Origin of the sequence: Sphingobium sp. B2D3A (assembly GCF_025961795.1) — a bacterium.
Taxonomy (GTDB): domain Bacteria; phylum Pseudomonadota; class Alphaproteobacteria; order Sphingomonadales; family Sphingomonadaceae; genus Sphingobium.
Map to the genome: position 1 here is coordinate 2,844,149 of NZ_JAOQOI010000001.1, position 16,305 is coordinate 2,860,453.

Below are 16,305 nucleotides of genomic sequence, written 5' to 3' on the forward strand. Positions count from 1 at the left end.
GCCGGACTTATGCCGGCATGGCCTTTCTCCTGCTCATCACCGACCCCATGCTGGCCGTCACAACCATCGCAATGCCGGCGAGTTGGATGGCGCTGAGACGTTCACCCAGCATGAACAGCCCAGCCAGAACGGCGAAGGCCGGTTCGAGACTGGTCAGCACCGCAAAGTTGCGGGCTGGCAACCTGGGCAACGCATAAAGCTCCAGCGACAAGGGAATGGCTGCGGACAGGATCGCCACCAGCAGCGCGAGCGGAAGCAAGGCAGGCGCGAAGAGCCCCATCCCGTTCTGCATCATGCCCAGCGGTACGACGAGAAGCGCGGCCACGCAGAGCGACAAGGCCGCACCCCCGGCGCCGAATGATGTTGCAACCCTGCGGCCGCACAGGATGTAGCCCGCCCAGCAGGCTGCAGCGATGAGCGCGAATAACAGTCCCACCGGTTCCAGCGCGCCTTTTGCGCCATCGGCACCCACCAGGCACCAGATGCCGAGGCCCGCCAGCGCGACCCATAACAAGTGGAGGGCACGCTTCGCCATGCAGGCGGCGAGCGTCAATGGCCCTAGAGACTGGATGGAGATTGCGATGCCCAGCGGCAGGTGCGCGATGGCGAGGTAGAAAAAGAGAATAGCCCCCGCAACGCAGGTACCAAGGCCAAGCAGCGCCAGCCAGTCCGGCCGCGCAGGCCACGCCCGCCACGGCCGGACCAACACCAGCAGAATGAGCGCCGCGAACAGGATGCGCAGGGCTGACGCGCCGATCGGCCCGACCGAGGGATACAGCCCCTTGGCGAAAGCCGCCCCGAACTGGAAGCAGGCCGTCGATCCGACCACAGCCAGCACCGGCAACAGCGCCAGCCCTGCCGCCGGTTCTGAGCCACCCTTCATCCTCCCACCGCTCAGTAAAGCAGATGGGCCGCGCGGGTCTCCGCCCAGGCACGTTCGTCGGCCCCCGCAAGGCCATCGAGGTCCGCTGGCGTCGCCGCACCATCATCCACCCACTCGCGCAGCAAGGGCGATCCGTTGATCACGTCTATGGGCAGCTTGCCAAGCTCATACTCATAGGGAAAATCGCGCCAGAGCGGATAGTCCGGGTACAGTGCCCGGATCGCCTTGAAGGCCAGTGCCTGCACCCGCCATGGGCGGAAGGTGTGGTGCACGTAAGCCGACCCTTCGGCGTGGATATGGACGCCGGCGCACAAGGCGCCGACATGCTTGTGAAAGGTCGGCTCGAACCAGCAGTCGCGCAGGATGCATCCTGCCAGCCAGTGCGACGCCAGCGCCTGCATCTTGCCGATCACCTTGCGCGCATCGATATCCGGCGCGCCGAACAGCTCCAGCGGGCGGGTGGTGCCGCGCCCTTCCGATAGCGTCGCGCCTTCCAGCATCACCGTCCCGGCATAACAGCGGGCCATGTTGAGATTGGGCGCGTTGGGACTGGGATTGACCCAGATGCGCTCAGTGGGCCAGCCGAAGCCCGGCGCCGCCTCGGGCGCGTAATCCTGCATGGCGATCACGCGATAACCCACGTTCAGGCCGAAATGCGCAATGAACCACTGCCCCAGTTCGCCCATGGTGAGGCCATGGCGCATGGGCATCGGCCCGGCACCGACGAAGCTCTCCCAGCCCGGCCGGAGGGTTAGCCCCTCGATAGGCCGCCCGGCGGGATTGGGCCGGTCCAGCACCCACACGCTCTTGCCGGCCTTTTCCGCCGCCTCGAGCAGATAGAGCAAAGTCGTCACGAAGGTGTAGATGCGGCAGCCTAGATCCTGCAGGTCGACGAGGAATATGTCGGCCGAGTCCATCATCTGCGCCGTCGGCCGGCGGACCTCGCCATAAAGGCTGAACACCGGGATGCCGTGAGCAGGATCGATGAAATCCGGCGATTCCATCATATTGTCCTGCTTGTCGCCCCGCAGGCCATGCTGCGGCCCCATGGCGGCGGTCAGCCGGATGTCGCCACAGGCCGCCAGTGCATCGAGCGCGTGGGTGAGGTCCGCGGTGACGGAAGCGGGATGCGCCAGCAGACAGACGCGCTGGCCGGCAAGCGGCGCACGCAGCGCGGGGTCGGCCAGCAGGCGATCGAGACCGGTGAGAAAGCTCATGCCCGGTCCACTGGCGGAAGCCGCAGCGCGAAGCAATCCCGGTGGTGAAAGTCTGGCCGTCCGGGTGGATGCGCCAGCGCCCAATAGCTCAGAGTCCCGTTCGCCTCCTCGATGACCGCGCTGGCGCCGATCGCCCCTGATCGATCCCAGACCAGAGCGTCCTCGGCCAAGCGGATGGACAGTGACAGCCGCTCGGCATCTGCCGCCTGCACGATGCGCGGCGCCGGGATCTCGAGAGGCTTCATGCCGGTGCGATAATGGTCGAAATGATAGGCCGCGAAGGCGCCTGAAGGCGAGAAATTATACTCGGCATAGGCATCATCGTCCTGCGCCACGAACAACTCGAAACAAGTGGTGCGCCATAGCTCATCGGTATGAATGCCCGGTGCGGCCTCGGGCAAACGCAGATCGGCGATCCGGCCCATCGCCACGAAGCCGATCTCCCAGCCATGATCGTCCGCCAGAGCGATCTGCATGCCCAGCGCCGCCAGCGCATCGCAGGGCGTATCCGGATGGCAGACCAGAGCGGCGCGGGCCAAAATACTACTCATCCTTCCCATCCCATGCTAAGCGCCCCCGCGTTTCAATAACCCCGCGCTTCCCAAAGGGCGATCATGACAAGCTACAAGTCCGACCTGCTGAACCTGCTCGAAGAGCGGGGCTATATCCACCAGATTACTGACGCAAGCGCGCTGGATGCGCTCGCCGCCAGGCAGGTCGTTCCGGGTTATATCGGCTTTGATCCCACCGCGCCCTCGCTCCATGTCGGCTCGATGGTGCAGATCATGCTGCTGCGTCGCATGCAACAGACCGGCCACAAGCCCATCGTGCTGATGGGTGGTGGGACCGGCAAGGTTGGCGACCCCAGCTTCAAGGATGAAGCGCGCAAGCTGATGACCGTCGAGACGATCAACAGCAACATCGCGTCCATCAAGACGGTGTTCGAGAACTTCCTGACCTTCGGCGATGGTCCCACGGACGCGATCATGGCCGACAATGCCGAGTGGCTCGATGCGCTCGAATATCTGCCGTTCCTGCGGGATTACGGCCAGCATTTCTCCGTCAACCGGATGCTCAGCTTCGATTCAGTCAAGCTGCGGCTGGATCGCGAGCAGTCGCTGAGCTTCCTGGAGTTCAATTACATGATCCTCCAGGCCTATGACTTCCTCGAGCTTTCCCGTCGCGCGGGTTGCCGGCTGCAAATGGGCGGATCGGACCAGTGGGGCAATATCGTCAACGGCATCGAGCTTTCGCGCCGGGTGGATGGCGCGGAAGTCTACGGCGTCACCACGCCGCTCATCACCACGGCCGATGGCGGCAAGATGGGCAAGACGATGGCGGGCGCCGTCTGGCTAAACGAGGCGATGCTGCCGCATTTCGACTATTGGCAGTTCTGGCGGAACACGGATGATCGCGATGTCGGGCGGTTCCTGCGCCTGTTCACCGATGTGCCGATGGACGAAATCCGGCGGCTCGAAGCGCTGCAAGGCGCGGAGATCAATGAGGCCAAGAAAATCCTCGCCAATGAGGCAACGGCGCTTTGCCGTGGCCGAGCCGCGGCGGATAGCGCTGCGGAAACCGCCCGCCTCACCTTCGAGCAAGGCGCGGCAGCGGCGGCGGATTTGCCCACCGTTCACGTAGCCGAAGGCAGCATCGCCCTGGTCACCGCCCTCACCCAGGCCGGGCTGGCTGCCTCCAATGGCGAGGCGCGCCGCAAGATCGCCGAAGGCGCTGTCCGCGTCGATGACGAGCCTGTGCGCGACGAAAAGCATCTGATTGCGATTGGCGAGACGCCGGTAAAGCTCAGCCTCGGCAAGAAGCGGCACGCTCTGCTCAGCCGCTAAGCTGCCGGAGCGGGGCGTTCGCGCCTCGATTACGCCGAGTTTATCAGATGTTTACCGGTCCCTGACAGGATCAGACTCCGACTGGGAGTCTGATCCATGACGTTTGCCTTCTCGATGGACGAGCCGCGCCGCTACGAACGGGACGCCGTGGAAAGCCCCGTGCAGATCTGGGGGGGCACCCTCCCGCCATCGCCGGCCGTGCTCATCAATATTTCTCCGAGCGGCTGCATGATCCGCTGCGATCAACTGGTGTCGATCGGCGAAAGCCTCACCATCGATGTGCCGCAGATCGGTATGTTGCGGGGGCGCGCTATCTGGGCGAACAGTGCGCGCCTCGGTGTCGAATTCGAGTCAGCGATCGCGGACAAGGAGTATGACATCATGCTCCTGCGGCTGAAGGGCCCCGATCATCCCGGCCGCTGACCCTCACGCCAGCCGCGCCGGAGCCTGAACGATGGGCGACGAAGCGTGGAGCCGGGCTGTCCGATCCGAGCTGAGTCACAGCCGGCGCCGCGTCGTTTCACGCGATGCCATCTCCTTCAAGACCCATGTATCGCGGCCGCGCGGCGCGGACCCCATTGAGGTCGAGCTGATCGACTTTTCGGTGTGGGGATTTCAGGCCCGCTGCGGTTTCGCACGCTTCGAGCACGGCGAACCGGTCGCCCTTCGCCTACCGCTCATCACCACGCAGGATGCGCAAATCCGCTGGAGCCTGCGGGGATGCTTTGGCGCGCAATTCCTCCAGCCCATCGATGCGCGGGCCTATCTCGATATTCTGGCACGCATCACCCCGCCCCAGACCGACGGCTGACGCTCAGCCGCTGGCCAGCAGACTGATCGCCGCATCCCGCTCGAACAGATAGAGGCACAGCCGCGCGGCCTGCCCGCGCGGGGAGGCCAGCCCGCCATCACGGTCCATGAGCAGCCGGGCATCGTCATGCGCTGCATCCAGCAGAGACTGGATCTGTTCCGGGCTGGCCAGCCGGAAGCGCTGCTCGCCCGATTGGCGCGTACCGAGAATTTCGCCAGCCCCGCGCAATTTCAGATCTTCCTCTGCGATGCGGAAGCCATCATTGGTCTCCCGCATCAGGGCGAGACGCGAACGCGCCGTCTCGGAGAGGTTGCTCCCGTGCAGCAACATGCAGAAACTGCGCTGATCGCCGCGCCCCACGCGCCCGCGCAACTGGTGCAGCTGCGCAAGGCCGAAGCGCTCCGCCGCTTCCACGATCATCAGCGTGGCATTGGGCACGTCCACGCCGACCTCGATCACCGTCGTCGCAACCAGCAGCTTGAGCTGCCCGCGCGAGAAGGCCTCCATGACCGCATCCTTCTCCGGGCCGGGCATCTGCCCGTGGACCATGCCGACGACATCCGCGCCGAACCGCGCCTTGAGCATCGCTGCGCGCTCCTCGGCCGCCGCCTCGTCGCCATCCTCGCTCTGCTCCACCAGCGGGCACACCCAATAGGCCTGACGCCCCGCCGCGATATGGCGGCCGAGCGCCGAGACGATATCCTCCAGCCGATCATCGCCGATCACCCGCGTATCGATGCTCTGGCGGCCGGGCGGCATCTCATCGAGCCTTGAGACGTCCATATCGCCATATTGCGCCAGACAGAGCGTGCGGGGGATCGGGGTTGCCGTCATCACCAGCAGATGCGGCGTGCGCTCGGCTTTGGCGGTCAGCATCAACCGCTGAGACACGCCGAAGCGATGCTGCTCATCGATAACCGCGAGGCCGAGATTGCGATAGGTGACGGCCTCCTGAAAGATCGCATGGGTGCCCACGAGGATGTGGATGCTGCCATCGGCCAGCCCCATCAACGTCGACTCGCGTGCCTTGCCCTTGTCCCGCCCGGTCAGGATCGCAACATTCACCGGCAGGCCGGCCAGCATCGCCTGGAGGCTGGCATAATGCTGGCGGGCGAGAATTTCCGTCGGCGCCAGAAAGGTCGCCTGCGCACCGGCTTCCACCGCATTGAGCAACGCCATCAGCGCCACCAGCGTCTTGCCGGAGCCGACATCGCCTTGCAGCAGCCGGAGCATCGGCACAGCCTGCGCCATGTCGCCCTCAATCTCGGCAGACGCCCGGCGCTGGGCACCGGTGGGGGCGAATGGCAGGCGCAAGGCATCGCGCAAATGTCCGTCTCCAGCCAGGGGAAGCCCGCGCCGGCGACGGGTCGAGGCCCGCAGCAGCATCAGCGCAAGCTGGCTTGCGAACACCTCGTCATAGGCCAGGCGCTCGCGCGCGGGCTTTGCGCCGGGCGTCTCGTGCGTGGCCTTGAGCGCTTCCTGCCAGCTCGGCCAGCCCTTGTGGGCGCGCAGCCCCGGTTCGATCCACTCATCCAGAGCCGGCGCGCGCTCGACCGATTGCGCGACGAGATCGCGCAGCCGGCCATTGGTGATGCCGTCCGAAAGACCGTAGACGGGCTCGCAATCGGCAATCTGACCCGCCTCTTCCACCGGCACCACATGATCGGGGTGGACGATCTGCAGCTCGTCCCCGAACTGATCGAGGCGACCGGAGACAAAGCGCGGCTCCCCAAGCGGGAAGAGCTTGCGCGGCCATCCGCTGTTCTTGCCGAAATAGACGATGCTCACCGGGTCGCCGGCCATATCCACGGCGCGGATGCGGAACGGCGCCCGTGCCGTGCCCGAGGCGCGATACTCCTGCGCCGTCAGCACCAGCGCGACCATCCGCCCCGTCTCGGCTTCCGCGAGCCGCCGGACGCGCTGCCGCTCGATCCAGCTCACCGGCAAATGGAAGGCAAGGTCGACCACGCGCGTGAGGCCCAGGCGCTCCAGCGGCTTGGCCGAAGCGCTCCCCACGCCCTTGAGCGCCGTGCTTTCCGTGAACAGCGGATTGAGAATATCGGGCCGCATCGCTATCTGCCCTAGTCGAAGCTGGAGGGCCGGAAAAGTGCCCGCCGGCCAATCATGATAAATCGCGCACCCGAGCGCCGCGCGAAAAGGACCGGACATGATCGACGAGACCCGCCTGCGCCGCCTCAAATTCCGCGCCTGGCACCGGGGCACGAAGGAAGCGGATCTGATGATCGGCGGGTTCTTCGATGCCCACGCCGCGAGCTTCACGCAGGAACAAGCCGATCTGTTCGAGGCGCTGCTCGAGGAAGAGGATGTCGACATCATGGCCTGGGCCATCGGCACTCTTCCCTGCCCCGCGCGTTACGAAGGCGCGATGATGGAGGCGATGCGCAGGCTTGATTATGTCCCGATTGCGAAGTGAAATTTCTCTCATGCCCCGCCACCTCCGTTCGGTTCGAGCGTAGTCGAGAACCCGCCGGATAATACCTTCCTATTAGTGCTACCCGTGTCTCGAGTTCAGCCTCTGGCTGAAGTTTATCCTGAGCGCCCGCCCTGCGGGCAGTCGAAGGGCTCGACACGAACGGAAGGCAGAGTCGAACACACTAATGACCGACATTTCCCGCATCATCTCGGCCAAAGCCCCGCTCACGCTCTCCGGCGTGCCCGCGGGCTTCCTGCCCGTGCTGCTCGCCGACCTCGCTCGCGCGGCGAAGGAGCGAGCCTGCTTCATCGCCGCAGACGGCCAGATGGCCGATGCGATTGCGCAGACCGTCCGCTATTTTGCGCCGGAGCTGGAAGTGGTGAGCATTCCCGCCTGGGACTGCCTGCCTTACGACCGCGCTTCCCCTTCGCTGCGCGCCGCATCCGAGCGGCTGGCGGGCCTGCACGCCTTGCAGGGCAAGCCCAAGGGTCCGCAGCTGGTCATCACGACCGTCAACGCGGTCACGCAGAAGACGCTGACGCCTTTCCGCATCCGCCAGATGGTCGCCCGCCTGGCTCCGAGCGAGCGGATCGCCATCGACCGGTTGGTCAGCCTGCTCCAGTCCAACGGCTATGTCCGCACCGATACGGTGCATGATGCCGGCGAATATGCCGTGCGCGGCGGCATCGTCGATCTCTATCCCTCGGGCGAACCCGGCCCGCTGAGGCTCGACTTCTTCGGCGACGAGATCGAGACGCTGCGTCGGTTCGATCCCGCGACCCAGCGCACCACCGGTGCGGTCGATGGCTTCATGCTCCTGCCCGCCTCCGAGGCGCTGCTCGATGAGGAGAGCATCAAGCGCTTCCGCAGCCGCTACCGCGAGATGTTCGGCGCGACCGCCACCGGCGATCCGCTGTATCAGGCGGTGAGCGACGGGCGGCGTCTAGCCGGCATGGAGCATTGGCTGCCGCTGTTCGAGGACCGGCTCGTCCCGCTCGCCGAGCATCTGCCGGAGGGAACGCTGTGGATTCGCGAGGCCGGCACTGCTGGCGCGGCCGAGGCCCGCTTCGAGGCGATCCGCGATTATCACGCCAATCGCACGACCGCCGCGGCGGCCTCGCCGGGCAGCTATCGCCCGCTGCAGCCGGATCAGCTCTATCTGACTGCCGATCAGTGGGCGCAAGATATCGAGGCGCTGCCGATCCACCTCACCTCCAGCTTCCACGAGCCCGAGAGCGCCCATGTGCTCGATTTCGGCGTGGACAGCGCCCGCGACTTCGCGCCGGAGCGGGCGCAGGGCGGCAATGTCTATGAGGCGGTGGCCAAGCATCTGGAGCAAAGCCAGCGCAAGGGCCGCAAGCGCATCATCGCCAGCTACTCCATCGGCGCGCGCGAGCGACTGAAGGGCTTGCTTGAAGACCACGGCGTGCGCGGCGTTACGCTGGTCGATAGCTGGCAGGAAGCGCTCGGCGCCCCCACCGGCCGCGTCGCGCTGGCCGTGCTGCCGCTCGATCACGGCTTTGCCAATGCCGAATTGGAAGTGCTGACCGAGCAGGACATGCTCGGCGATCGTCTGGTGCGGCGTCAGAAGCGGCGCAAGAGCGCGGATGCCTTCCTGGCGGAACTCGCCACGCTCACCCCCGGCGATCTTGTCGTCCATGTCGATCATGGCATCGGGCGCTATGAAGGCCTGACCTCGATCCCGGTCGGCAAGTCGCCGCATGATTGCGTCGCGCTGGCTTATGCCGGCGGCGACAAGCTCTACGTGCCGGTCGAGAATCTCGACGTGCTCTCCCGCTACGGTTCGGGCGAGGATGCGGTCGCGCTGGACAAGCTGGGCGGCGAGGCCTGGCAACGCCGCAAGGCGCGGATGAAGGAGCGCATCCGGGAGATCGCCGGAGAGCTGCTTGCCACTGCTGCCCAGCGCGCTTTGCGCGCTGCCCCTGCCTATGAGGCGGAAAGCGCCGGCTATCCCGCCTTCGTCGACCGCTTCCCCTATGAGGAAACCGAGGATCAGGATCGCGCAATCAGCGATGTGCTGGACGATCTGGCCGCCGGCAAGCCGATGGACCGGCTGGTCTGCGGCGACGTGGGCTTCGGCAAGACTGAGGTCGCGCTGCGCGCCGCGTTCGTCGCCGCGATGGCCGGCGCGCAGGTCGCGTTGATCTGCCCGACCACCCTGCTTGCGCGCCAGCATCACCTCAATTTCGAGGAGCGGTTCCGCGGCTTCCCGCTCAAGGTCGCGCGCCTCTCCCGCCTTGTCGGCACCACCGAGACCAAGGCGACCAAGGACGGCCTGGCCGACGGCACCATCGACATCGTCATCGGCACCCATGCCCTGCTGACCAAGGGGCTGGAGTTCAAGCGGCTCGGGCTGGTGATCGTGGATGAAGAGCAGCGCTTTGGCGTGGTCCACAAGGAGCGCCTCAAGCAGCTCAAGGCGGACGTCCACGTCCTCACCCTCACCGCCACGCCGATCCCACGCACGCTGCAAATGGCGATGAGCGGATTGCGCGAGCTGTCCGTCATCCAGACGCCGCCGGTGGATCGCCTCGCCGTGCGCACCTATGTCATGCCGTGGGATGACGTGGTGCTTCGCGAGGCGCTGCTGCGCGAGCATTATCGCGGCGGGCAGACCTATTTCGTCGTGCCGCGCATCTCGGACATGCCGAACATGGAGGATTTCCTCCGAGAAAAGGTGCCCGAAGTGCGCGCCATTTCCGCCCATGGCCAGATGTCGGCCAGCGAGGTCGAGGAGCGCATGTCCGCCTTCTACGAGCGCAAATATGATGTGCTGCTCTCAACGACCATCGTCGAATCCGGTCTCGATATCCCGAGCGCCAACACCATCATCATCCATCGCGCCGATCGCTTCGGCCTCGCGCAGCTCTACCAGCTGCGCGGCCGCGTGGGCCGATCCAAGACGCGCGCCTATGCCTATATGACGACTCCCGCCGATCGGCTGACGACGGAGACGGCCGAAAAGCGGCTCAAAGTCCTGTCCGATCTCGATACGCTGGGCGCCGGCTTCCAGCTTGCGAGCCATGATCTCGACATTCGCGGTGCGGGCAATCTCGTCGGTGACGAGCAGAGCGGCCACATCAAGGAGGTTGGCTTCGAGCTTTACCAGTCGATGCTGGAAGAGGCGATCATGGAAGCCAAGGCCGGCGGTGCCGCGCTCGCCCCGGCACCGGACAAGTCCTCGCCGCAGATCAATGTCGAGGCGCCGATCATGATCCCGGAGGATTATGTGCCGGATCTCGACCTGCGCATGGGCCTCTATCGCCGCATCAACGAGCTGGAGGACAAGGGCGCCATCGAGGCCTTCGCCGCCGAGCTGATCGACCGCTTCGGCCCGCTACCGGACCCTACCCAGAATCTGTTGACCCTAATCGACGTGAAGCTCAATTGCCGCAAGGCCGGCATCGCCAAGATCGACATCGGCCCGCGCGGCGCGCTGGTGAGCTTCCAGAACGACCAGTGCCGCAATCTCCCGGGCCTGATCGGCTACGTCCAGAAACTCGGCGCTATCGCCAAGCTGCGGCCCGACAGCAAACTCGTCATCCAGCGCGCTTGGGGTGATCCCAAGGCACGGCTGAACGGGGCGCTTAAGTTGAGCCAAGGGTTGGCGAAGAGTATTGGGTGAAGGGTGGATTACAGCGGAAGTGCGCGATGTGGGGTATGTATTGGCATGGCGCTAGAGGGTTGGAAGCACAGAGCCGGCTGGGCAGCTTTGCTCGATCCTGAAGAGCCATTACGGCTCCTATCGATAGAAAAAAGCTATGGATACCGGCTTTCTTCAACCTTCCTCGTTCGTGCTGAGTAGGGTCTGAGGAGCGCCGCAGACGCGTATCGAAGACCCGTATCGAAGCATCGCAGCGCACGGGTAAGTCCTTCGATACGCCGCTTCGACAGGCTCAACAGCTACTCAGTGCGAACGCAGCGGCGCCACAACGGAGTCGAGTCCGTTCAGTCGGCTTTTAATGCCATAACCGCTTTGGAGCGGTGAAGAAGGACCCGTGAACGGCAAGTTTGGCCTGGAAGCAGACCTTCTGCTTCCGGACGATTGGCCGTACCTTGCGGACGTTTATCCCCAAAGGTAATATTGTGTGATGCGTGAGCCAGATTTTCAGATCGATGGGTGGTCTCTTGAGGACGGGGAAACCTATCATGCCGCAGCGCCAAAGACCTTTTGGATACCTGACCGCCAAAAACGAGAAAACCTTGAGCCCGGAGACCTAGCCAAGCTGATCTTTCGGATTAGCGTCGAAGATGCTGATGAGAATGTCGCGGTGGAGCGGATGTGGGTTCTCGTCAGAGAGCGCACAGCGGACGGGTATCTTGGCGTACTTGACAACGAACCAAGCTCCATTGCCGAAAATGATGAGTTTTGGCTGGGCACCGAGCTGCCCTTTTCGGCGAAGCACATAATCAACATTGAAGAGAAAGACGAGAACACCGTTGCGCTCTCCAGCCAGGAGCCGCGCAGGCGTTGGCCAGCACGTTAACTTGGGCCGTCCGCCTTTAGAGCGCGGCCGTATAAGGGGACGTCGTCCTATTCAATCCATAGCCCACGCGCCCGGTGCCAGTCTTCCAGCCCCTCGTCAGGATAGGCATCGAAGCACTGGTCATCCGACCCGATCTGCGGCTCGACCCAATTCGCCTTTGATCCGAGCATCATGTGCACCAGCGACGGCGGCTTGGGCAAATCGCCGTCGATCGCGGAAGCGAAAGGGTGGAGCAGCTCGGGATACTCCGGGCTGAACACCCAGAGCGCGCTCGCGCAGGACGGGCAGAAGTGCCGCTCGCCGGTGCTGACGCGGCATCCGCCCTCGCCCCCACCGCCGCCATCGTCCAGCGTTGCGTGATAGACGGCGGTCTCGCCTTTCACCTTGAGCGTGCGCTTGTCGGCGTGGAGATTGATGGCATAGCCGCCACCGCCGGCGGTCTTGCGGCAGATCGAGCAATAACAGCGCAGGAATGGCACCGGCGCGTGGCTGTCGACGGAAAAGCGCACGGCGCCGCATCGACAGGAACCTTCGAGCTTGAGGGGCATGGCACGGTCCTCTTGTGGTGATCGTCTCTCGAGCTGAACCGCTCTTATCTCCGCCGGTTCCATCAGCGCCCATTGCGCGCTTCCCCTTGCGGCCACTTAATCCTTGATCTGCGCGCGCATCCTCCGCATGGCGAGCGCGCCCGGTGCCCGGCCCATGTCCGGTGGCCGCGTGCCCTGGCAGGAGATGTCCGCCCGTGATCGTTCGCAACCGCCTTGGCTTGCTCGAAGTGCTGTTCGCCTATCGCGGCACGATCATGCCGCATATCCAGCATCGGCTGGCAGGCATCGCCGTGGCCAGCGTGGCGGCCATTCTGGCAGCGCGCGCCTGGCCAGGGCTATTCGCGCAGATCAGCGGCATTCCATTCGCCCTGATCGGCCTGTCGCTCTCCATCTTCATGAGTTTCCGCAACAGTGCCTGTTATGATCGCTGGTGGGAGGGCCGCAAGCAATGGGGCGCGCTGATCATCGCGAGCCGCTCCTTCGCGCGGCTCACGTCCTCGCTGCCTGAGGAGGAACGCACCCCGCTGCTCCGCGGCATCTGCGGCTTCACCAACGGTCTTGCCGCCCGCCTGCGCCAGCACGACGAGGCTGCCGCGATCGGCCGGTGGGTGAACGATGGACCGTGGCGCACCTCCCCGAACCCGACCGACACCGTACTCTACGAGATGGGCGCGCACTGCCTGCGCCTGTCCGCAGACGGGCGGATCAACCCGATCCATCATTCGCTCATCGAGGGGCAGCTCAAGGCGCTCAGCGATGTGCAGGCGGCCTGCGAGCGGATCGCCAGCACGCCGGTGCCGTTCACCTATTCGCTCATTCTCCACCGTACGACTTACGTCTTCTGCCTGTTGCTGCCCTTCGCATTGGCTGGCTCGCTGGGCTGGTGGGCACTCATTCCGGTGCTGGTGGCGAGCTACACCTTTTTCGGGCTGGATGCCTTGGGCGATCAGCTGGAAGACCCGTTCGGCTATGATCCCAACGATTTGCCGCTCGATGCGATGACGCGGACGGTGGAACGCGAAATGCTCGCCCGCCTCGGCGCGACCGACCTCCCCGCACCCATCGCGCCCGATCAGCACATCCTGACCTGATCGCTCGCCCGTGCGTGGGACGACACGCCAGCCACCGAGACCTGAGATATTTAGCCGATCCGTGTTGACGTGGCTCGATTCGTTTCCTAAACGTTCTCCGTCCGTTCCATATTGGGGAACCACTCATGTTGACCGCCAAGCAACAGCAACTGCTCAGCTACATCAAGCAGCATCTCGATCAGGGTGGCGTCTCGCCCAGTTTCGAGGAGATGAAGGAGGCGCTGGACCTCAAATCGAAGTCCGGCATCCATCGGCTGATCAGCGCGCTGGAAGAGCGCGGCTTCATCCGCAGGCTGCCCAATCGCGCGCGGGCGCTCGAAATCCTCAAACTGCCGGATGGCATGCCCGTGGCAGAGCGGACGGAAGAGCCGGCGGCGGCCACCAACGTGACCCCGCTGCGCAAGGCGCCCACCGCGCCGGCGCGGACGATCCCTATCGCCGCCAATGACGTGATCGAAATTCCGCTGCATGGGCGCATCGCTGCTGGTCTTCCCATCGAGGCGATGGAGAGCGACACCATGCTGCCGGTCCCGGCCGCGTTGCTGGGCGCCGGCGATCATTACGCGCTGGAAGTCTCCGGTGACTCGATGATCGAAGCAGGGATTTTCGACGGTGACTTCGCGCTGATCCAGCGGACCGAGACGGCGCGCGATGGCCAGATCGTCGTTGCCCTCATCGACGAGAATGAAGCGACGCTCAAATATTTCCATCATGACGGCCGCAAGGTGCGGCTCGATCCTGCCAATCGCGACCATGAGCCCCAAACCTATGAGGCGCGGCAGGTGCGCATTCAGGGCCGGCTCGCGGGGCTATTGCGGCGTTATAACTGAGGCGGGCGATATGGGACGCCGGCTCTAGCGCGAGCCGGTGCCCGCGATCCATGGATGGCGGCTGCGCGGATCGTGCCCCGGCACAATCTCCCGACTGTCGAGCAGGATCAGTGCACCGCCCATGGCGCTCAGCGCTGGCCGATCCAGCTTCGCCCAGCGCGGCACACATCCGGGCGGGAGGCGCCGGTCCGCGATCACGAGGTCAGCCTGTGCGCAGGCGGCCACCAGCTCGGGATAGGGAACGAGCAGGCGCGAGCGACTGATCAGCAGGTGAACCGGCGGCTGGTCAGCACGGCCCGGCAATGTCATCGCGCACATGTCCCGCGTGCATCGCGTGTCCGGCGCCTGCGCGAGGGACGCAAACTCGCCGTCATAAGCGCTCGCCTCGGCCAAAGTCGTCCGAACATAGTCCCCGCTCCGGTCCCGCAACAGCGCCATGCGCCCGTCGCCCAGACGCACCGCCACATGATGACCATCGGCGGTGACGAGCACGTCGGCGGACGGTGCCAGAAATGTCAGGAAAAACCCAAGCGCCGCCAGAGGCAAGCCCCACCAGCGGAGCGCCGTGTGCCAGAGCATCAGCCACAAGAGGCCGATCATGGCGAGCGCAAAGGCCAGTCCGCTGGAGACGGGCAGCGACAGCGTCGCAAAGGGCTGACTGGCGACAGTATGCGCGATCCACAGCAGGAACTTGAGCGCCACGCCGACGACCCACCAGACCGGCGCCCCCAGCCCCACAGCGTCGAGTACCAGCGCGAGCACTTCGGCCGGCATTACCACGAAACTTGTGAGCGGAATGGCAATCATATTGGCCGCCGCGCCAAGCAGGCCCGAGCGATGAAAATGGGCAAAGGCAATCGGCGTCAGCACCAGCTCCACCAGCAAACCTGTCGCCAGCAAAGCGCCGAGGCTGCGGGTCCAGCGCTTTATCCGCCCCTCGTCGCGTCGCTCGAACAGCCGCCGTGCGGGGGGATATTCGTAAAGCGCCACAATCGCGGTCACGGCGACGAAGCTCATCTGGAAGCTGGGGCCGATGACAGCCTCCGGCCAGAAGATCATCACGATCAGCGCGCCGGTCGCGATCAACCGCAGCCCGATGGCCTCACGGCCCAGGGCCATGCCCGCGATCACCAGCAGAGCGGCAATGCAGGAGCGGATCGTCGGTACCTGCGCCCCGGTGAACACAGTGTAGCCGATGCCCGCCGCACCGCCCACGCAGGCGGCGATCATCATCACCGGCCAGCGCAGCGCAAGGGTCGGCGACAGCGCAAGCAGACTGACCATGATGAGAATCACGCCGCCGATCAGCGCGGAGACGTGCAAGCCACTGATCGAAAGCAGATGGGCAAGCCCGCTGCGCCGCATCGCATCCGCATCCGCCTCGCTGATCCAGTTCTGATTGCCCGTGGCGAGCGTGATCGCAATCGTCCCTTCCGGCCCCGGCAACCGCGCGGCGATGTGGTGGGCGAGAGTCGCGCGCGCATCCCCGCCAGCGGTTGCCGCATCGAGGCGCTGCACTTTGCCGAGTGCCCGCCCGGTAGCGCCGAGGCCGGAAAAATAGGCCGTCCGCGCAAAATCATAAGCGCCCGGCAGGGCAGCCGGTGCAGGCGGCATTAGCCGCGCTCGGACGGCAATGCGGTCCCCTGCGGTAATCTCCTCTGCCATCTGATCGGGCGCCGCGTTGATGCGGACCCGCGCCGGCAGATCGGGCCGCGACAGCGGCGCGACCTCCAGCCGCACCAGTCCCCGGGAAGCCAAGGGCGTTGCCGAGAGGACTCGAGCCTCCATCTCCACCACCGCGGCGCGCGCAAGTGGCGGCTGCGCAACAAGAAGCGCTTTGGCCCAGATCAGCAGACAGCCCGCCGCCAGCAGCACCGCGCCAACGGCGAGCGCAGCAGGCAAGCGTCCTCCGCGCCCCACGGCGCCAAACGCGGCGGCGACGCCCAGCCAGAAGGCGATCCACGCCATCCACTGCGGTGGCGCAGGCAGGGTGAACCAGGCGATAATCCCGGCGCCCAGCAGGATCGGCACCCACAGTGGGAGTTGCGCCCGCTCAGCCTCCAGCACCGATTCCGCTCGCGCATGAAGCCGTCCCAACCAGACACTGCTGCGGCGCAACAACGGTATTTGTCGAGCCGG

At 65.2% G+C, this 16,305-nt stretch carries 14 protein-coding genes; 8 read left to right on the forward strand and 6 right to left on the reverse strand.

Annotated elements, in window-relative coordinates; genetic code table 11:
• Positions 1-7: 7 nt before the first annotated feature.
• The 3 genes from M2337_RS13210 to M2337_RS13220 are packed head-to-tail and all read right to left on the reverse strand — an operon-like array spanning position 8 to position 2,651.
• Complete coding sequence (locus M2337_RS13210; protein ID WP_264570624.1) at positions 8-883, reverse strand: EamA family transporter; 876 nt, start codon at positions 881-883, stop codon at positions 8-10.
• Positions 884-894: 11 nt separating this feature from the next.
• Positions 895-2,100: a DUF1343 domain-containing protein gene (locus M2337_RS13215; RefSeq protein WP_264570625.1), complete on the reverse strand. Its 1,206-nt coding sequence runs from the start codon at positions 2,098-2,100 to the stop codon at positions 895-897.
• Positions 2,097-2,651 (reverse strand): DOMON-like domain-containing protein, encoded by a 555-nt coding sequence (locus M2337_RS13220; protein ID WP_264570626.1) that lies wholly within the window; start codon positions 2,649-2,651, stop codon positions 2,097-2,099. The genes M2337_RS13215 and M2337_RS13220 overlap by 4 nt, the downstream gene beginning before the upstream one ends.
• Positions 2,652-2,714: 63 nt before the next feature.
• Between M2337_RS13220 and tyrS the strand changes: the two genes are divergently transcribed.
• The 3 genes from tyrS to M2337_RS13235 all read left to right on the forward strand — a co-directional run bounded on the left by tyrS (position 2,715) and on the right by M2337_RS13235 (position 4,755).
• Positions 2,715-3,944, forward strand: a complete 1,230-nt coding sequence (tyrS, locus tag M2337_RS13225; RefSeq protein ID WP_264570627.1) for a tyrosine--tRNA ligase — start codon at positions 2,715-2,717, stop codon at positions 3,942-3,944.
• Between the two features lie 96 nt (positions 3,945-4,040).
• Positions 4,041-4,367, forward strand: coding sequence for a PilZ domain-containing protein (locus M2337_RS13230; RefSeq protein ID WP_181559932.1), 327 nt, complete (start codon positions 4,041-4,043; stop codon positions 4,365-4,367).
• A 31-nt stretch (positions 4,368-4,398) separates the two neighbouring features.
• Entirely contained in the window at positions 4,399-4,755 is a 357-nt protein-coding gene (locus M2337_RS13235) for a hypothetical protein (protein WP_264570628.1), read from the forward strand.
• Between the two features lie 3 nt (positions 4,756-4,758).
• On the opposite strand, the gene recG is transcribed toward M2337_RS13235, so the two are convergent.
• Positions 4,759-6,825 carry an ATP-dependent DNA helicase RecG gene (gene recG / locus M2337_RS13240; protein ID WP_264570629.1) on the reverse strand — a complete coding sequence of 689 codons (2,067 nt, stop codon included), beginning with the start codon at positions 6,823-6,825 and terminating at the stop codon, positions 4,759-4,761.
• Positions 6,826-6,922: 97 nt separating this feature from the next.
• On the opposite strand from recG, the gene M2337_RS13245 reads away from it, so the two are divergent.
• From M2337_RS13245 to M2337_RS13255, 3 genes are all read left to right on the forward strand, one after another.
• Positions 6,923-7,189: a succinate dehydrogenase assembly factor 2 gene (locus M2337_RS13245; RefSeq protein WP_264570630.1), complete on the forward strand. Its 267-nt coding sequence runs from the start codon at positions 6,923-6,925 to the stop codon at positions 7,187-7,189.
• Between the two features lie 184 nt (positions 7,190-7,373).
• Complete coding sequence (gene mfd / locus M2337_RS13250) at positions 7,374-10,835, forward strand: transcription-repair coupling factor (RefSeq protein WP_264570631.1); 3,462 nt, start codon at positions 7,374-7,376, stop codon at positions 10,833-10,835.
• Positions 10,836-11,301: 466 nt separating this feature from the next.
• Positions 11,302-11,697 carry a hypothetical protein gene (locus tag M2337_RS13255; RefSeq protein WP_181559937.1) on the forward strand — a complete coding sequence of 132 codons (396 nt, stop codon included), beginning with the start codon at positions 11,302-11,304 and terminating at the stop codon, positions 11,695-11,697.
• A 47-nt stretch (positions 11,698-11,744) separates the two neighbouring features.
• On the opposite strand, the gene M2337_RS13260 is transcribed toward M2337_RS13255, so the two are convergent.
• Positions 11,745-12,245, reverse strand: coding sequence for a GFA family protein (locus M2337_RS13260; protein WP_264570632.1), 501 nt, complete (start codon positions 12,243-12,245; stop codon positions 11,745-11,747).
• Between the two features lie 194 nt (positions 12,246-12,439).
• On the opposite strand from M2337_RS13260, the gene M2337_RS13265 reads away from it, so the two are divergent.
• Positions 12,440-13,336 (forward strand): bestrophin family protein, encoded by an 897-nt coding sequence (locus M2337_RS13265; RefSeq protein WP_264570633.1) that lies wholly within the window; start codon positions 12,440-12,442, stop codon positions 13,334-13,336.
• Positions 13,337-13,461: 125 nt separating this feature from the next.
• Positions 13,462-14,166 carry a transcriptional repressor LexA gene (gene lexA / locus M2337_RS13270; RefSeq protein WP_181559940.1) on the forward strand — a complete coding sequence of 235 codons (705 nt, stop codon included), beginning with the start codon at positions 13,462-13,464 and terminating at the stop codon, positions 14,164-14,166.
• A 24-nt stretch (positions 14,167-14,190) separates the two neighbouring features.
• Here lexA and M2337_RS13275 read toward each other — a convergent pair whose 3' ends face one another.
• A complete protein-coding gene (locus tag M2337_RS13275; RefSeq protein ID WP_264570634.1) occupies positions 14,191-16,263 on the reverse strand; it encodes a ComEC/Rec2 family competence protein in 2,073 nt (690 codons plus the stop codon).
• Between the last annotated feature and the right edge of the window lie 42 nt (positions 16,264-16,305).